The sequence below is a fragment of the Picosynechococcus sp. PCC 7117 genome (assembly GCF_001693275.1).
Taxonomy (GTDB): Bacteria; Cyanobacteriota; Cyanobacteriia; order Cyanobacteriales; family MRBY01; genus MRBY01.
The window spans coordinates 2,112,905-2,130,943 of sequence record NZ_CP016477.1 but is presented as its reverse complement, the minus strand read 5'-3'; the positions used below and the strand labels follow the sequence as shown (position 1 = coordinate 2,130,943).

General features: G+C 50.1%; 15 protein-coding genes. 5 read left to right on the top strand and 10 right to left on the bottom strand.

Annotation, left to right across the window (positions count from 1 at the left end; all coding sequences use genetic code 11):
- Nucleotides 1–138: 138 nt before the first annotated feature.
- The 3 genes from AWQ22_RS10275 to AWQ22_RS10265 all read right to left on the bottom strand — a co-directional run bounded on the left by AWQ22_RS10275 (nt 139) and on the right by AWQ22_RS10265 (nt 3,931).
- The gene (locus AWQ22_RS10275; protein WP_065711020.1) at nt 139–1,251 is read right to left on the bottom strand and encodes a hypothetical protein; all 1,113 of its coding nucleotides are present in this window, start codon (nt 1,249–1,251) and stop codon (nt 139–141) included.
- 90 nt (nt 1,252–1,341) lie between these two features.
- Entirely contained in the window at nt 1,342–2,193 is an 852-nt protein-coding gene (locus tag AWQ22_RS10270; protein ID WP_065711019.1) for a mannosyl-3-phosphoglycerate phosphatase, read from the bottom strand.
- On the bottom strand, nt 2,174–3,931 hold the full coding sequence (locus AWQ22_RS10265) for a sugar phosphorylase (protein WP_065711018.1): 1,758 nt from the start codon (nt 3,929–3,931) through the stop codon (nt 2,174–2,176). Before AWQ22_RS10265 ends, AWQ22_RS10270 begins: the two co-directional genes overlap by 20 nt.
- Nucleotides 3,932–4,245: 314 nt before the next feature.
- Here AWQ22_RS10265 and AWQ22_RS10260 point away from each other — a divergent pair, with 314 nt between their 5' ends.
- The 4 genes from AWQ22_RS10260 (at nt 4,246) to AWQ22_RS10245 (ending at nt 9,182) form a co-directional block, all read left to right on the top strand.
- Nucleotides 4,246–5,502: a glucosyl-3-phosphoglycerate synthase gene (locus AWQ22_RS10260; protein ID WP_065711017.1), complete on the top strand. Its 1,257-nt coding sequence runs from the start codon at nt 4,246–4,248 to the stop codon at nt 5,500–5,502.
- Between the two features lie 106 nt (nt 5,503–5,608).
- Nucleotides 5,609–6,004 (top strand): hypothetical protein, encoded by a 396-nt coding sequence (locus AWQ22_RS10255; RefSeq protein ID WP_065711016.1) that lies wholly within the window; start codon nt 5,609–5,611, stop codon nt 6,002–6,004.
- Nucleotides 5,991–7,784: an ABC transporter substrate-binding protein gene (locus tag AWQ22_RS10250; protein ID WP_065711015.1), complete on the top strand. Its 1,794-nt coding sequence runs from the start codon at nt 5,991–5,993 to the stop codon at nt 7,782–7,784. Before AWQ22_RS10255 ends, AWQ22_RS10250 begins: the two co-directional genes overlap by 14 nt.
- A 6-nt stretch (nt 7,785–7,790) precedes the next feature.
- Nucleotides 7,791–9,182 carry a TldD/PmbA family protein gene (locus tag AWQ22_RS10245; RefSeq protein WP_157094613.1) on the top strand — a complete coding sequence of 464 codons (1,392 nt, stop codon included), beginning with the start codon at nt 7,791–7,793 and terminating at the stop codon, nt 9,180–9,182.
- Between the two features lie 195 nt (nt 9,183–9,377).
- Here AWQ22_RS10245 and AWQ22_RS10240 read toward each other — a convergent pair whose 3' ends face one another.
- The 4 genes from AWQ22_RS10240 to rpoD all read right to left on the bottom strand — a co-directional run bounded on the left by AWQ22_RS10240 (nt 9,378) and on the right by rpoD (nt 14,576).
- Nucleotides 9,378–10,010, bottom strand: coding sequence for a Vat family streptogramin A O-acetyltransferase (locus AWQ22_RS10240; RefSeq protein WP_071925386.1), 633 nt, complete (start codon nt 10,008–10,010; stop codon nt 9,378–9,380).
- A 120-nt stretch (nt 10,011–10,130) separates the two neighbouring features.
- A complete protein-coding gene (locus AWQ22_RS10235) occupies nt 10,131–10,511 on the bottom strand; it encodes a DUF423 domain-containing protein (RefSeq protein ID WP_065711014.1) in 381 nt (126 codons plus the stop codon).
- A 9-nt stretch (nt 10,512–10,520) separates the two neighbouring features.
- The gene (locus AWQ22_RS10230) at nt 10,521–13,268 is read right to left on the bottom strand and encodes a bifunctional acetate--CoA ligase family protein/GNAT family N-acetyltransferase (protein ID WP_065711013.1); all 2,748 of its coding nucleotides are present in this window, start codon (nt 13,266–13,268) and stop codon (nt 10,521–10,523) included.
- 180 nt (nt 13,269–13,448) lie between these two features.
- Nucleotides 13,449–14,576, bottom strand: coding sequence for an RNA polymerase sigma factor RpoD (gene rpoD / locus AWQ22_RS10225; RefSeq protein ID WP_012307623.1), 1,128 nt, complete (start codon nt 14,574–14,576; stop codon nt 13,449–13,451).
- A gap of 766 nt (nt 14,577–15,342) precedes the next feature.
- Between rpoD and AWQ22_RS10220 the strand changes: the two genes are divergently transcribed.
- Nucleotides 15,343–16,155 carry a carbon-nitrogen hydrolase family protein gene (locus AWQ22_RS10220; protein WP_012307621.1) on the top strand — a complete coding sequence of 271 codons (813 nt, stop codon included), beginning with the start codon at nt 15,343–15,345 and terminating at the stop codon, nt 16,153–16,155.
- Here AWQ22_RS10220 and AWQ22_RS10215 read toward each other — a convergent pair.
- The 3 genes from AWQ22_RS10215 to AWQ22_RS10205 are packed head-to-tail and all read right to left on the bottom strand — an operon-like array spanning nt 16,152 to nt 17,788.
- The gene (locus AWQ22_RS10215) at nt 16,152–16,373 is read right to left on the bottom strand and encodes a type II toxin-antitoxin system HicB family antitoxin (protein ID WP_030007874.1); all 222 of its coding nucleotides are present in this window, start codon (nt 16,371–16,373) and stop codon (nt 16,152–16,154) included. The two genes, AWQ22_RS10220 and AWQ22_RS10215, sit on opposite strands and share 4 nt — an antisense overlap.
- Nucleotides 16,366–16,578: a type II toxin-antitoxin system HicA family toxin gene (locus AWQ22_RS10210; protein ID WP_030007873.1), complete on the bottom strand. Its 213-nt coding sequence runs from the start codon at nt 16,576–16,578 to the stop codon at nt 16,366–16,368. The genes AWQ22_RS10215 and AWQ22_RS10210 overlap by 8 nt, the downstream gene beginning before the upstream one ends.
- A gap of 10 nt (nt 16,579–16,588) precedes the next feature.
- Nucleotides 16,589–17,788, bottom strand: coding sequence for a class I SAM-dependent methyltransferase (locus AWQ22_RS10205; protein WP_065711012.1), 1,200 nt, complete (start codon nt 17,786–17,788; stop codon nt 16,589–16,591).
- Between the last annotated feature and the right edge of the window lie 251 nt (nt 17,789–18,039).

The window sequence follows — 18,039 nt, the reverse complement described above, 5'->3', positions numbered from 1 at the left end:
GTATTGTCTGGGTTTACTGGGTTAAAAGTTTACCCCACTTCTGGGCCTTGCTGGATCTTTACGGGGCTTTGGCCGAGAACGGTTGGGACACAGGTTATTGTAATTGCTGGGTTATGGCGAACACTTCATCTCAATGGCTTAACTTTCAATGGGCTGCCATTGGGGAGAACGACCAAATAGCAGAAAAATGGCGGTATCTGCCAGGGAAGAGCTTGGGTAAACTCGCTTGGTCATCAAAAAAATGAAGCTTAAATAAATGGCGATCGCCCCACAAAATACGCAAAATAACGGCAAGCTGAGGAGGCCAGCCTGGAGTAAGCAGGCAAAAATCCCGACCCGCATCAACAGATCCCAGAGGGTACTGGCACACCAAATCCGGTCTTTCCCGGCAATGAGGAGGGTGCCGGAGCGGGACAACATCAACAAATTCCCCACCACAAACAGCACTTGGGTTGTGAGGGAGAGGGCCGCCAGATCATCGGGATAAATTAAGCAGTTCACAAACTGAGCCAGGGAGTTAAACATAAACAACAGATTTGCCGTCCAGCCCGCCAAACCGCGCCAGCCCCGCCGCAGCCAGCTTTTCAGCCAAGTGCTCTGGGCCATTACCCCCCGTCGCCAGCGGTTTTGGTATTGAAAAAAGTTGGGTAGGCTTACGGTTTGCCGTTGAATTAGTTGCACCATCAAGCCACTCAAGAGGAATGCCGCTCCAAGGCCCCCTGGCCATTCTGGGAGATTTGGGAAAAAAGCATCGTGGAGTTGGAGCACAACCAATGCGGGGAGTAGAGCAATGCCGAGCCACTGTAAAATGCGTCGCCATTGGGGCCAAAATTGCGCCTGCCAACTGGGGCGATCGCCAACGAGAAAATGGCCGTAGTTCAGCACCATCCCCACTAGCAAAAACAGAGTCGCCGGCCAAAATAACCACCCCGGAATGAAACCCACCTGAAACAGTTGAAAGATCACAATGTCGGCGGTGACGATCCCGACGGCCTGGACGGTGGTGCCCCAAAATTCCCGTTGCCCAGCAAGAAAATTCATCAGCAGCAAATTACCTAAAATTCCGGCTGCATAACCACCCACAGGAATTACACCCAGGGTGGTGATCGCCGCTGGATTTCCTGTACCAATGACCGCTGCGTTGCTGATCACCTGGGGAAACTGTAAGGGCAAAAAAGCCAAAATCGAGAGACTCACCAGGAATTGATTCCAGCGGTCCCAACTGGTCAGTTGCTTCAAAAACAAAAACATAGGCGGTATTTTGGCAATGTCCGGGAATAGCCTAGCAAATGGTTGGCGATCGCCTAATCGGAGAAAATGATGATTTTTTGGCAAATTTAATTAAGGTGCCGCCATGCCAAACGGAGAATTAAGTTGGGCTGTCACGGCTCTGGCCCACCCCTGAGCGCCGGGCTCTGGAGCTACGAACCAGCCCTTTGTTTCAATTTGGGATACCAGTTTAGGGTTGACCCCCTGGGGCCCCGGCACGGTGATCGCCACATCCACAGCTTCTAGTAAAGACAAATCATTGGGACTATCCCCCAGGCCGAGGGTTTTGACGGGCGGTTGATCGGGATGGGCTTTTTGCCATGCCTGCTGGAGGAGTTGCACGGCGCGCCCTTTTCCGGCTTCCGCCCCCAGAAGATGACAGAAACGGTTCCCCACCAGGATTTGCAGGCCAGCTTTTGTCGCTAAGGATTCTAGTTGCCCTAAATCCGTCTGGGGTCGCAAAAAAGGTTCACTAAATTGGCGATCGCCCGCCTGTCTTAACGCTTCTAAGGGCAATTGCGTGAGATCCTGTAATGCTTCCAGACTTAAATCCCCAAACCCCGTTAAGGGTTCCCCGATCTGTTGGGCCAAATTCTGGAGGGATTGTCGCGCTTGGGCGTAGGAAATGCCGAGGGTAATGGTGGTTAGGTTTGCCTCGGTCGTAATCTCTAGATCCAATGCCGAAAAATCAAACCGTGGATCGTCAGATTCGAGGACAATGCCACTGCCATTCTCCACAATAAACGGATCCTTTAACCCGAGGGCTTCGCGCAGTTCAAGCACTTCCGCCTTCGTTTTGCTGGTGGTGGGAATAATGGGAATTCCCGCTTTTTTCAAGGTCTGGATCGTCGGGATCGCCGCATCGTAGCGATAGTCATCGTGGTTGAGGAGGGTGCCGTCGAGATCAGTGAAGCAGAGGAACATTGGTAATCCACGCAGTTTGATAGGGGGCTAGGGAAATGTCCGTTGTGCCTTCTTCTAACACAACTTGACCCAACAGATCCTGCCAGTCGTCGGTGCAAATCAGGTTTAGGCTTGCCACCGGGATAGTGGTGGGGCGATCGCCTAGGTTAAATAAACAGAAAATACTCTGGCGGCGATCGCGGCTCTGACGCCAAAAACCAAATACTGCCGGACTTTGGAAATCAAGGGTATATTGGGTCGCATTAGGATGGAAAGCAGGCTGTTGGCAACGGATTTGGATGAGTTTTGTCAGTGCCTCTAATACCCAAGCTTGGTCAGAATCAGGGTCAGCGAGTTTTTTCTGGAGTCGGTCATAGTCCCATTGGTGACGGTTAATGCTGCGGTTATGGTTTGTCATCGCCACCTTGGCATCATCATTAGGGGTCGCTAAAAAACTATGGATATAAAAAGCGGGCACCCCCTCTAAAGACATCATGATCGCCTGGGAACAGAGGAATCGTTGCCGCTGCCAGGGGTCGGGGCCTGTGATTGTGCCTTTGAGGGCATCGAATAAAGAAATATTCAGTTCATAGGGTTTTTCGGTGCCGTTGGGCAGACTACGATAGCTAATTCTGGCCCCAAATTCGGCCATGGTTTGGATCAATTGATCGAATTCTTTGCCTTCTAGCAGACCTTCGGCGGGGCGGAGGCCAATGCCATCGTGGGAGGCGGTGAAATTAAAGTAGGCACAACCATCCTGGGCCGGGGGCATACTTTTCATCCAGGTTTTGAGGTGCCGGGCTTCGCCCCGAATCAGCGCATTGAGGAGCAAAGGCGGCAGGCTGAAATTGTAGATCATGTGGGCCTCGTTGCCCTTGCCGAAATAGCTGAGGTTTTCCCGGTTGGGGACGTTGGTTTCGGTAATCACCACGGTGCGTGGGTAGGTGACAGCAAGGATTTCCCGGATCAATTGGATCACCAGATGGGTTTCCCGCAGGTGAATGCAGGCGGTTTGTAATTTTTTCCAGAGAAAGCCCACCGCATCAAGGCGAATAAAGCGGATGCCGTGCTGACAGTAACCCAAGAGGATATCGATAAATTCAAAGAGGACGTCGGGGTTAGCAAAGTTGACATCTACTTGATCGCGGCTAAAGGTGGTCCACACGTGGCGATCGCCTTTTGTCGTGGCAAATTGACTCAGGAGCGGGCTACTGCGGGGGCGCACCACTAACTGGGTATCGGTATCTGGGGGCACCTCAATGAAATAGTCACAACCGGGTTTTTCCTGGGCGAGGAATTGCCGAAACCAGTCTGATTCACTTGAGACATGGTTGATCACCAGATCGGCCATCACTTCAAATTCTTTGGCGATCGCCTCGATATCTTGCCAACTGCCCAACTGTGGATTGACCTGGCGGTAATCGATTACCGCAAAACCATCATCGGAACTGTAGGGGAAAAACGGCAGAATATGCACACCGCTAATTACTCCCTGGAGCCGTTCCCGCAGAAAAGTCAAAAGTACCTGGAGGGGGTTGGGGCCATTGTCAGTATTGGCTTGGTACAGGCTATCCCCGTAGGTAATCATCAGGGCCGTGCTTTGATCCCATAACTCTTCATTTTTCGTCGTCGCCGTCACATGGGGCGCAAGTACCTGCTCCAAACGCGCAACTAATGCTGCAGGCGGATGATCAGGATATAGGGTCGCAAAAAATTCATCAAGGCGATCGCCAAGACCTGCAATCTGGGGAATGGTCATAGGAGTAACAAGACAAACACGCTAATTTCACTCATCGGGGACAAGCCCACGTCGTTTTTTTAAACCCCAGAGCCTCGTGATTACAGGATCAACAGACATCATTTTTAAAAACTCGATTGATCTGTTTTTTCAGTATTTTCTTGGGGACGAAAAAACGGCTGACTCATCCTTTATTCAAGTTAAATCTCAGCCTATCAACAAATGCGGATGACATTGTAGTGATTTTTACGTCGCTTTAGATACGGCCACTCCCAAAAAATTGGGTTAATTTAAAGGCGAATTTTAAGATTTTCTTTTTATTTAGGTGACTAGCAATGGACTTTTGCCAAGAATTCATCACCACCATCCATGATCTTGATGCCGATCTGGACTACCTCGAAAAACGCCTGATGAATCTTCGTGAAATTTGCCCCATGGCGTTACTCATTCCCTCACTTTATGAAGAACTTCAACGGCCTGCCCTTACCCGGATCAAAGAACATTTAAAAGGCTGTGCCTACATCCAGACGGTTAACGTTTGTCTCCACGCCGAAACCGTCGAACAGTATCACCATGCCGTGACGTTTTTTCGTGAATTGCCCCAAAAGGTCAACGTCATTTGGACGAATGGAGCCCGAATTCGCGGCATCTTAGAAAAGCTCGCCCACCAAAATCTCAATCTCCTTGACTACATGGGCAAGGGCTGGGCGGTATGGCTGGGCCTTGGTCTGGCGTCCCTAGATGCCCGGGCGATCGCCCTCCATGATGCCGACATTGTCACCTTTGACCGTTCCCTGGTGGCCAAGCTGTTTTATCCCATCGTGGAACCAGAATTTGGTATTGCCTACAACAAAGCCTACTACACCCGTCTCGGCCTCGAAAACCGGGCGATGAATGGCCGGGTTGTGCGTCTCTTTGTTGCGCCTCTGTTGGCAACCCTCGAAGATGTCCTGGGGCGCAATGCCTACCTCCACTACCTCAAGTCCTATCGCTATCCCCTCGCCGGCGAATTTGCCATGACCGCTGATTTGGCCTTAAATTTGCGCGTTCCCTGTGACTGGGGCATTGAAGTGGGGTTATTGGCAGAGGTTTATCGCAACGTAGCGCCGAAACGGGTGGCCCAGGTGGATCTGGGGTTCTTTGACCACAAACACAAAGCCGTGGGCAACAATCCCCAGGAAGGGCTACAGAAAATGTGTACCGAAATTTTGTCCTCTATTCTGCGCACTCTGACGGAAACCGAATCAATTGTTTTCTCTGAAGGGCACCAAATCGCGCTCCAGGTGAAGTTCCGCCGCGTCGCCCAGGATATGATCCGTCAATATTTTGTCGATGCGACCTGTAACGGTATTCCCTACGATCGCCACCGGGAGGAAATGACCGTCGAAAGCTTTGAACAGATCATTCCTTTAGCCTTTGATAAATATATGCACGAGCCAGCTGTATACCGCATTCCAGACTGGACAAGGGCCTTGGCTGTGATGCCTGACCTCCGGGAGCAACTGATGGCAGCGGTAGAAGCGGATATGGCAGAGGTGCAGTTAGAGGCGACGATGCAGCGCTCGGAAATTCCCCCTTTGGAGATGGTTTAAGGTTCCAGGGCGATCGCCATTGCCGCAACAGATGATGGGGGGAGGATGCCGAAGGCCACCACAATCGATACAATCTTTAAACACAGTTGTCGCCCTTACTCCCCCTATGTTGCGTGAATTTTTCCCCTTTATTATTCCCATCGAAGCCAGCACGATCGCCGGCGCTTGCCTCTGGGCCTTTGCCCTCTACATTGGCATTGCTCCGTTGCGGGAAGGGATCTTGAATGGTCTGGAACGCTGGATGAATTGGGCCGAGCGAGCGCTCTATTTTTCCGAAGAAGAATTTGAGAAGGACAAAGAAATTCGTGAATCCAAGAGTGCTTTTTCGGCCTCGCTCTTGAGCATTGTGCCTTTTTTATTATTTGGCGCAGGGTGTAATTTTGGGGTGGAGTGGAGCCTCGGCCACAGTTGGGCAATCAGTTTGGGAGTGATGGCCTGTGCTGGCTGTGGGGTGTATGAACTAGGGCGTTTAGATGGGGCGCAGCGCAATGAAGAAGAATAAAGTCTTGAAACTTTCTAAATTATTTCGGTTACAGCGGTTTTGGGCATTTGTGGCGGCGATCGCCTTTTCCTTGACTTTGCCCTCTGTCCTCACCGCCTGTAATCCCCAAGCCAGTAACGCCACCGGGGCAGGGGACAACCAAATTGTGATCAGCGTCCTCAGTGACCCGAAAACCTTTAACCCGGCCCTCTCGGCAGAGTCCCCCAGTATTTTTGGCCTTACCTATGAAGGCTTAGTTTCAGAAAACCCCGTCACGGGGGAAACGGAGCCACGGCTTGCCGAATCCTGGGAATTTTCTGAAGACCAACTCAGCTTGACCTTTACCCTGCGGGACAACCTGCAATGGTCTGACGGGGAACCGCTCACCGTTGATGATGTGGTCTTTAGCTACAACCAGATTTATCTCAATGAAAAAATCCCCACCAATTCCCGTGATGGCCTCCGGGTGGGCGTTGCCGGAACCTTGCCGACGGTGGAAAAAGTAGGCGATCGCCAGGTGAAATTCACCATCACCGAACCCTTTGCGCCTTTCCTCAACAATACGGCCCTGGAAATTCTGCCAGAACACGTCCTCCGCGAAAGCGTTGAGCAGACCGACAGCGAAGGTAATCCGCTCTTTTTGGGTACCTGGGGCGTCAGTACGCCTCCCCAAGACCTGGTTTCCAGCGGCCCCTACCAGTTAATTAACTATGCCGTGGGTCAGCGCTTAATCTTCCAGCCCAACCCCTACTACTGGCAAACCCCCAAACCCTACGTAGATCAAATCGTTTGGCAAATCGTCCCCAACACCGACACCACTTTGCTGCAATTTCGGTCTGGTGACTTGGATGTTACAGGGGTCAGCCCAGATTATTTTTCGCTCCTGAAACGGGAAGAAGACCGGGGTAAATTTACCATCTACAATGGCGGTGAAGCCTACGGCACCAGTTTCATTTCCTTTAACCTCAATACCGGGAAGCGGGACGGCAAACCCCTCGTCGATCCCATCAAGTCGAAATGGTTTAACAATCTGAAGTTTCGCCAGGCTGTGGCCTATGGCATTGATCGCCAGCGCATGGTGAACAATATTTACCGGGGTTTGGGGGAAGTGCAACATTCGCCGATTTCGGTACAATCTCCTTTCTATAATGATCAAATAAAAACCTACGATTATGACCCAGACAGGGCCAAGGCGCTCCTCGAAGAAGCGGGCTTTTCCTACAACGCCCAGGGACAATTAATCGATGCCGACAATAATCCCGTGCGTTTTTCCTTGATTACCAATGCGGGCAACAAAATTCGCGAAGCAATGGCGACTCAAATTGAGCAAGATCTCGAAGCCTTGGGAATGCAGGTGGACTACAGTCCGATTGGTTTTAATATCCTCGTTGATAAGTTGAGCAACTCCCTCGATTGGGATTGTTTCTTGTTGGGCTTGACAGGAGGGAATGAACCCAATGGGGGCGCGAATGTGTGGTTCCCGGAGGGGAATTTGCATATGTTTAACCAAGCGGCGCGGCCAGGCACTACCCCCCTGACGGATCGGCTGATCAATGACTGGGAACAGGAAATTGCGGATCTCTACATCCAAGGGGCCCAGGAGCTGGATCTCGACAAACGCAAGGAGATTTATGCTAAAACCCAAGAACTTGCAGCGGAATATTTACCGTTTATCCATCTGGTAAACAATTATTCCCTCGCGGCGGTGCGTGACAAAATTGAAGGGGTACAACATTCGGCCCTGGGTGGCCCCCTCTGGAACCTAGAAGATTTAACGATTGCGGCTGAAATTAAGGAGTAAAGATCGATGACGACCCTCACCATGCAACAAATTACCGATGCCCTCAAGGGGGCGATCGCCACCCATCAAGAGGCTGTGGACTACCTAGAAATTCGGGTGCAGCAGAGTGAATCTACCAGTCTGGCCTTCCGGGGGGCGCAGTTCGACGGCAGTAACCGTAGTTTTGCCCTCGCCGGCGGGATTCGGGCCTGTCACCAGGGGGGTTGGAGTTTTGTCACGTTCAATGGCCTTGCCGAATTAGGCGATCGCGTTGCCGAAGCGGTTTCCCAGGCGAAACTTGTGGGCAAAGAATCGACCCAACTGGCTCCCAGTGGGGCCATCGAGGACTATGTACCAGTAGAGATTAAAACCGACCCCCGCACCATTTCCCTCAAGGAAAAACGAGATTTGTTGGCGAAATACAACCAAATTTTGCTGGCTTATGATCCCCGGATTCAAACGACGATGGCCAGCATTAGCGATAGTTTCGTCACCACCTACTTCGTCAATTCCAATGGCAGTTGCATCATCCAAGAACGCCTCGATGTCAATGGCCGATTTGGGGCGATCGCCAGGGGAGAAAATGGTGTCGTGCGCCAGGGCTTTGAATCGATTAATTCCCGCTGTGATTTCGATGCGCTCATTGGAATCGAAGAGCGTGTTAAAGGCGCAGCAGAACGAGCGATCCGTCAACTAGAAGCCAAGCCCGTCAAAGGCGGACAATATACCGTTGTTCTGGATCCTTACCTCGCAGGGGTCTTTATTCACGAAGCCTTTGGCCACCTATCCGAAGCCGATTTTGTCTACGAAAATCCCCGGATGCAGGAACTCCTGACCATCGGCAAACCCCTCGGCATTTCCCAACTAAATGTGATCGATGATGCCACCCTCCCTGATCTGCCCGGCACGATGAAATACGATGACGAAGGAGTGCCCGGCCAACGCAAATATTTAATCAAAGACGGTGTGCTCACCCAGCGACTCCACTCCCGGGAAACCGCAGGGAAAATGAGTGAAGCGCCCACAGGGAATGCCCGCGCCATTCAAGCTGGTTATCCGCCCCTGGTGCGCATGACCAATACGGCAATTGAACCGGGCGATACGCCCTTTGCAGAAATGATCCAAGATATCCAAGAAGGAGTCTATGCGGTGCGGATGATCGGTGGTCAAACCAATGGGGAAATGTTTACCTTTGCGGCGGCGGAAGGCTACATGATCCGTGATGGTAAAATCGCCGAACCTGTTAGTGATGTCACCCTCTCTGGGAACGTCTTCCAAACCTTAAAGGACATTGAGGCGATCGGTAACGACACCCTCTATACCAACGGCGGCTGTGGTAAAGGTGGCCAAGGAGGTTTACCTGTCAGCGTTGGCGGCCCGCACTTGCGCATTAAAAATGTTGTCGTCGGTGGCCGTTAAATAGAATTTAAAATCTCAAGCTATCTGCAATCTGCGATGCCCTGCTTCAACATAGAGAAAATTAGCAGGGTTTTTTGTTGGTTTTATTTTGAAAGCTCAGGCAAGAGTGTCAATAGTTTTGATGATGAAGCTCGTGAGCTGTGTCTAAACTTTTGCAGCGAGCATGACGATTGTAGAAGCTATATAAAGATTCCGTTATTCGCACTTGAGCAGAGCATCTAAATCCGCTGCGACAATTTTTTCTAAATTGCGGGTAATTTTCTCGATCTCCCAATCCCACCAAGCGACTGATAGTAAGGTTTTAATCACTTCATCGGTAAAGCGTTGTCGAATACATTTAGCAGGGTTACCACCCACAATGGTGTAAGGAGGGACATCGTTAACCACGACTGATTTGGCGGCAATAATCGCACCATCTCCCACGTGCACACCGGGCATCATCACGGCTTCGTAGCCAATCCAAACATCATTACCGATGACCGTATCGCCTTTGTAGGGAAAGTCACTAGGTTGCAGGGCGAGTTTGTCCCAACCATTGCCAAAAATCTGAAACGGATAGGTAGAAAAACCATCGATTTTGTGGTTGCCCCCGTTCATGATGAACTTGACCCCCCTGGCCAAGGCGCAAAATTTACCGATGATTAGGCGATCGCCAATGAAGGGAAAGTGATACAAAACATTGCGTTCAAAGTTTTCTGAATCCTCCGGATCGTCGTAGTAAGTGTAATCGCCGATGATGATATTCGGATTTGTCACCGTGTTGCGGATAAAACAAATCTGTGGGAATCCTGCCATGGGATGCGGATCATTGGGGTCGGCTCCATACACAGCCAGGTGCTCCTATTGCTAAAGAAATTCGTAGTTCCTTGAATCTTAGCGAGGAATTGAGAGCGAAGTTACAGCAAATTCGCAAAATCTGTCCAAACTTAATCGCTTTGCCAAAATTCTTTAGCGGCTTAACTGCCAACCGGCGATCGCCAAACAGATCCAGCCAATCAAAAATGCTGCCCCACCGAGTGGTGTAATGGCCCCCAAGATTTTCACTCCACTTAAACTCAAGGCATAGAGGCTACCGGAAAAGAGCACAATCCCGACAATAAAGGCAATGCCAGCCCCATTGAGCCAACTTTGGGGGAACGCCCCCTGGACAGAAAATAGGCCCACCAGCAGTAAGGCGATCGCCTGATACATTTGGTATTTAGCGGCAGTTTCCCAAATATCAAGGGCATTGGCGTCGAGGGTTCCTTTAAGGCCATGGCTGGCAAAGGCACCAGCAGCAACGGCGAGACCAGCAAGGATGGGGGCAATAACTAAGAAAAAACGGGTCATAGTCTTTGTTTAATTGAGTTGTAGAGTCGCTTTAACCACTTCAAAGTTTTGGCGCTTGAGGGTAAAACCAGCTTTTTCTGAAACCCGCTGCATCCCTTTATTTTCTGAGAGAATGTCGGCGGTAATGGCAGTCAGCCCTTCATTGCGACCAATTTCCACCAGACGCCGGAGTAATTCGGTACCAAGTCCTTGGCGTTGGATCGGGTCACTGACAATCATCGCAAATTCTCCCTCCGTGGTGCCGTGGAGTTGACTCAAACGGGCCACAGCATAGACTTCTTTTTCTTGTGTATCAGGGTCGGTGTATTCGGCAACCAGCGCCATTTCCCGGTCGTAATCAATGAAACAAAGCCGCGTTAACCGTTCGTGGGCGATGCGACTTTGCAGGGTGACGAGGTGAAAATAACGGAAATAAACACTTTGTTCAGATAGAGTTTGGTGAAATTTAACCAGCATCGGTTCATCTTCGGGGCGGATCGGACGAATCATAAACTCCCGTCCATCGGCGCTTGTCCAGGGTTTTTCGTACTGCAGCGGGTAGGGGCGAATGGCAGGTTTGGGTAAATCTTTTTCGGCTAAGTCGAGGGGATGCAACACAAGCCGCGCATCGAGGGCAACAAGGCGATCGCCCGAGGCAAAGAGGGGATTAATGTCCATTTCTTTGATCCAGGGTTGCTCGACGATTAAACGGCTAAAACGGATTAAAATTTGCTCTAATTCGTCTAAATTAACGGCTTTTCGACCCCGGACTCCCTTGAGGGCTTTATAAATTTTGGTTTGCTCCATCGTACGGCGGGCGAGGGTACTGTTCAACGGCGGTAAGGCGATCGCCCGATCCTGAAAAACTTCCACGAGTTGTCCCCCCGTGCCAAAGACCATCACTGGCCCAAACTGCCCATCGATACTGCTGCCGAGGATGAGTTCGTAGCCATCCTTGAGGTTAAGCATCGGTTGTACCGTCACCCCGTGGAAATGCTCTGCACCGACTTTTTCGGTGACGCTCTGGCCAATCCGCTCAAAGGCACGCTCGACACTCGCCGCACTGTTTAAATTGAGTTCCACGCCCCCCACATCGGTTTTATGGGTGATCGTGGTGGAGAGTAGTTTCAAAACCACTGGGTAGCCAATTTCATCGGCAAGGGCGATCGCCATTTCTGGGGTGCTGGCATTGCCCGTCGCGACAATGGGAATGCCGTAGGCGGCTAACACTTTCTTCGACTCGGATTCCGTGAGGAGTGTCCGACCTTCGGCGCGAATCGAATCAAGGATCACTTTGACATTATGGCGATCAATAATCCCATCAGTATCGGGGGCGAGGGTCGGTGTTTCGTAGATGCCTTCGAGGGTGTATTTATAGCGCCACAACAATTGGAATAAATAGGCGGCGGAATCGGGATAACGGTAGGTGGGCACTTGGGAGCGATTTAAAAACAGTTCCCCCTCGGTCACTTCGTTGCCCCCCATCCAACTGGCAAGGACGGGTTTATCAGTTTTTTCGATACATTTTTGTAGGGCGATCGCCGTAGCGGTGGGGTCAGTCATCGCTTGGGGGGTCAGGATCACCAAAAATCCGGCACTGTTCGGGTCAGCGATCGCCACATCGAGGGTTTTGGCATAGCGTTCCGGTTCCGCGTCCCCCAAAATATCAATCGGATTACTGTGGCTCCAGTGGCTCGGTAAAAATTCATCCAAGGCGGCGATCGTTTCGGGGGCTAATTCCGACAGTTCTCCGCCCCGCTGAATAATCGCATCGGTCGCTAAAACTCCCGGCCCCCCTGCATTGGTGATAATCGTTAGTTTCGGTTTTTTCGGTAAGCGGGGCTGTTTCGCGAGAATTTCCGCCAAATTAAACAATTCTGAAATGCGATCCACCCGCAACACCCCACAGCGTCGAAAAGCCGCATCCAACACCGCATCACTCCCCGCCAAGGAACCCGTATGGGAAGCTGAAGCCTTTGCTGCCGCCTCCGTCCGTCCCGCCTTAATCACAATAATCGGCTTGGCGATCGCCACCTCCCGCGCTGCCGAAAGGAACGACCGGGCATCACCCACCGACTCCATATAAATCACAATGCTTTTGGTGTTCGGGTCATCGCCGAGGTAGGTAATCAAATCACCCCAGTTCACATCCAGCATCGACCCCAGCGAAATAAAAGCACTAAAGCCCACATTCTCCGGAAAACTCCAGTCCAACACCGCTGTACAAAACGCCCCACTCTGGCTGATAAACCCCACATGACCCGGTTGCGCCATCGCATGGGCAAAGGTGGCATTTAACCCACTATGGGGATTCATTAACCCCAAACAGTTCGGCCCAATAATCCGCAACTTCCCAGCGGCGATCGCCATAATTTCTTTTTCCAGCGCCTTCCCTTTCTCACCAATTTCCTTAAAGCCCGCCGAGATAATAATTGCGGCTTTTACCCCCACATCAACGCATTCGCGCACCACTTGGGGCACAAACTGTGCTGGAATTGCAATCACTACTAACTCCACCGTTTCGGGGACTGCGGAAATATTGTCGTAGGCTTTAATCCCCAACACACTATTGCGCTTCGGGTTTACCGGATAGACCGTCCCGCCAAAGGGATGACTAATCAAATTCCAGAGCAACGTCCGCCCCACGCTACCCTCTTTATCCGTGGCACCAATGACAGCAACAGATTTGGGATTAAAAAAATAACTGAGGGGTTGTTTTTCCGAGCGAAGAATATCGTATGCCGGATCAATCGTGATCGTCAGAGGAGAGCTTGCCATGGGAACTCACTAAACTGCTGTTGCCGCTATGCTACTGTGAACTATCCAAATTTTTACGGTTTTTTTACAGAATATTTTTCCAGGAAAATTGAGCAATAAAAAACCCCACCGACTGGCAGGGTAATTCTAAAATTTTATGTCCTCAGTATTCAGCTTTTAAAGATTGAGGCTGAATATGGCCTAGCGGATATATTCTTTCAGGATGCTGTTGCGGTTGGGGTGACGCAGTTTACGCAGCGCTTTTGCTTCGATCTGGCGAATCCGTTCACGGGTTACGTTAAAAATTTGGCCGATTTCTTCGAGGGTTTTCATGCGGCCATCATCGAGGCCATAACGAAGGCGGAGAACATCACGCTCACGGGCACTGAGGGTATCGAGTACATTTTCCAAATCTTCCCGCAGCAGGCTCTTGGAGACTTGATCCTCGGGGGTTTCCCCATCGGCTTCGATAAAGTCACCCAAGCGAGAATCTTCTTCTTTACCAATCGGCGTTTCGAGGGAAATCGGTAACTGGGCAGACTTGGCGATGAAGCGCAGTTTTTCGATGGTCATTTCCATGCGCTCAGCAATCTCTTCCTCGGTGGGTTTGCGGCCTAATTCCTGGGAGAGGATCTTGGTGGTCTTTTTGATGCGGGAAATGGTTTCGTAGAGGTGAACAGGCAGACGAATGGTGCGAGATTGATCGGCGATCGCCCGCGTAATGGCCTGACGAATCCACCAGGTCGCGTAGGTGGAGAACTTATAACCTTTTTCGTGGTCAAACTTTTCGGCGGCACGGATCAGACCCAAAGAACCCTCTTGGATCAAGTCCTGAAACGAAAGGCCGCGGTTCATATATTTTTTCGCAATGGAGACCACCAGACGGAGGTTTGATTGCACCATTTTGTCTTTGGCACGGCGACCATGGAACAAGCGACGCCGAAAATCTTTGAGGGGCATCCCAGCGGCTTCGGCCCACTCTTTGTCCGTAGGAACGCGAGACTCATGCTCGGTGAGTTGTTCCCGCATCCGCTCTAGTTCGAGCAAATCAGCAATTTTCCGGGCCAGCTCAATTTCTTCTTCAGCCCGCAGCAGACGAATCCGGCCAATTTCTTGGAGGTAAATCCGAATCGAGTCTTCGGTGTAGGGTTTTTTCTTGGTGGCAGTTTCCTTACGACGACTGGTTTTTGCTTTCCGACTTTTTTTCGTGGGGAGGGTAAGTTCTACATAGTCGGTACCTTCTTTAATTTGCGCTTCCGCAAGGGCACTGTAATCAATATCACCCTCATTCCGAGTCTGATCCAGTACGGGGTTCGTCGCTTGGGTCATGCCTATTTCCTCTTGTTCGTTTAAAAAAGCAACTAAATGGACATTCAATGGGGACTTCTAGCAAACAGAATGATTCTGTCGAAGTCAAGGTTTTCCCTACCAAAGGCTATGTTTGATAGAAAAAACTGTGGGTTTTGATTGTACTAGTAGATGGGAACTTTCCTGCTACCTTTTGGGGGTTTTATTCCGTCTCTAAAACTAGTCAAAATCTGTAATGAGCTTCTCCGACGAGATAGCTTGGAGCAAATCCTTAGCCATTTTAGTGAATTTGTCTTTTATTGCCCACATGGTTATAGCAAAATCTGTAAACTTCGCCCACCCATAGGTTTTTGTTAAGTACAAATATTCTAGTGCCCAAGTAAAGCGACTGATGGATGGCGATCGCCTCTAGCATCGCCAGTCGCAAAAACTACTCCAGGTGGGATGCAACCTTTGTCAAGGGCTATCCAGAAACTTGATGCTAATAGGTTAACTGATCTTTTCTGAAAATGTTCACCATGGGCAAAATTTTCTGCGCTAAAGGTTTTCAAACCGAGACATCTGTGCTTTGGTAATGCGATCGCCGCAAGATTTCCATGCCAATGATTCACAGCCCCCACCGTTTTTGATCATCCACTCAAGAAAGGTATGCTGCAAAGCCCGTCTCGAAGCGATCGCCCCATGTTGGTGGGGAAAGATTCTGCTATGGTATTAAACCAGTTTAACCATCAAAACTTCTGGTTGACGGTTTTCCCAGATCCCTATTTCTAAAAACATCTCAGGCCATATGAAATCCTATCTCGCGGCAGCGATCCAAATGACCAGTAAGCCCGACTTAGACCACAACTTGGGCGAAGCAGAAGACTTGATTCAGTTGGCTGTCAACCAGGGGGCGAAACTTGTGACGCTTCCGGAAAATTTTTCTTTCCTCGGCGAAGAAGCCGCTAAGCTTGCCCAAGCCGATGTCATTGCCCAAAAAAGCGAAAAATTTCTCAAGACTATGGCCCAGAGATTTCAAATCACCCTCCTGGGTGGTGGGTTTCCGGTGCCTGGCGGTGACAATAAAGTCTTTAACACGGCCCTGCTGATTTCCCCTGATGGCCAAGAATTGGCCCGCTATCACAAGGTGCATTTGTTTGATGTGAATTTGCCCGACGGAAATACCTACAAAGAATCAAGCACAGTCCAGGCGGGCGATACGCTCCCCCAAATCTTTGCTTCGCCGGAGTTGGGCAAAATCGGTTTATCCGTTTGTTATGATGTGCGCTTTCCGGAGCTATATCGTTCTTTATCAAAGCAAGGAGCCGATATTCTTTGCATTCCCGCCGCATTTACAGCCTATACCGGCAAAGATCACTGGCAGACCTTGATTCAAGCCAGAGCCATTGAAAATACCTGTTATGTAATCGCGCCAGCGCAGACAGGCAACCATTACGGCATGCGTTATTCCCACGGCCATGCAATGATCGTCGATCCTTGGGGAACTGTGCTGAATGATGCGGGTGTTCACCCAGGGGTGGCGATCGCCGAAATTAATCCAAATCGCCTAGCCCAAGTGCGCCGTCAAATGCCCTCCCTCGAACACCGGGTTTTCGGTTAGGCTGCAACCAAGACAGCGGTGGGCTTTGGTAAAGTTTCTCCTGCCGCTTCGTAGTCTTCAATTAAGCTTTCTAGGCATTCAACACCATTTTGAACAGCTTCTTGATAACTCTCACCATGGGTACGCCAGGTTTGACCAATAAAATCCGGAAAGCCAACCAGATAACAATTATCAGGGTCACTCCACTGAATTACCATTTGATATTTGAGTTTATCCATCGTCTTTTGCTTCGTTAACCTGTTGAATGGCATCTAGAATAGTTTGTTCCTGATAGGGCTTTGCGTCTGTTCCATCTTTTCCGGCTAAGGTGATCCTGCCTGCATATTTTGGATGTGTCCAGTTGGTATGACTTCCTTTGCCAGGTCGCATCGTAAATCCAGCCCGACGCAAGAGTTTTTTTAACTCACGAATCTTTTTAGGCATCCTTCACTGCTTATATTTTAGGTGTCAGCATAATCAATTGTCTGGCCTGGAGCGATCGCCCTAGATCGAGTCCGACTCCCAGAGCTTGGGAAATTTCACCAATCGTTTTTGTGCCGTCGCAAGCCTGCATAAACTGAAACTCAGTGTCGTTGAGGCTAACGAGTTGGTAGTCGTAGTCAAAGAGAGACTGGCTAGGCCAACCGTTCAGACAAGGATGAACCTCTGCTGTTGCTTCGGTAAGAGTTTGATCGTCAGACCAATCCATTTTTGCCAGGGGCGGTTTGCAGAGGAAAAATTCGTAATGACTGATGGTGGTATCCAACAATTCGATTAAACGATAACGGGAACGTTCATCTAAGTTTTTTGCCCGCTCGATTAACTCTGGTTCCTTGCCCACGAGTCGCTCTAGATCCCAAAACTGTGGATTAGAAAAACCAACAAATTCTAAGCCTGACGCATCGATGAGTTCAAATAAAGTCTTGATGTTGTAGTCCACTTCCTGGGGATGAACATACATATCTGCAAAGGATGCATCCCGGTGATTTTCTAGAGACCAGCGTTCTTTGTCGTATTGAACGAGGCGATTATTTTCTGGTAGGTTTGCGAAAATTTGGCGGCCTACTTTAACTCCGTCAATATAGTCGCCGCGCTTATCGGCCTGCAAAATGGCGATCGCCTCTTGCATCAGTTGAATTTCCCAACGGCCCAACTCCGCATAGACAAAAATATGGAAAATGCCGCCGGGGGCTAGTTTTTGCGCGAGGGCTTGAATTCCCTGAATTGGGTCGGGCATATGGTGCAAGACGCCGACGCAATTAATTAGATCAAATTCCCCCTCTAGTTCCGTTGCTTGCTCAATAGGTAAACGCTTAAAGGTGACTGGTGCGGTGTGGCGATCGCGTACCCCAGACTGTTGACAGCGTTTTTCGGCAACTTCTAAGGCCCCTTCACTGAGGTCAATGCCGACAATTTCAGCGGCTGGGTTTAAATGAATTAAATATTCCGTACCGACTCCCGTGCCACAACCAGCATCGAGGATGCGAATTTTATCGGTGCTCGGTTTACGTCCAGTGCAAAAGTTATAGGCGGCCTGCCAATGCCAACGCCAGTTATACCCTGGGGGCGGTTCATCCAACAGCGGCTCCGGCGGAAAAGGATAGGTATTGTAGAGATTTCGGACGGCTTGTTGGCGATCGCTAGGGTGAGTCATAGGGAGAAGGTCGCAAATAGATTAACTGGCTTGAAAACAGTACAGGTCACATTGTGCAACCTTGATCCCCAGTTTTTCTGAATTTTTGACATACTTCTTAATAAATTTCGTGTCCGGGCCGGAAACGTTCTACCCTAAAGTCTAGCTAACTGATAAACATCTCATTTAATAAAGCATTTGGGAGAAGCGATCGCCAAAGGGAACCCGAAAACTCTTGCTGACTTTCTCCCCAATTTCGCTATAAATTGAAC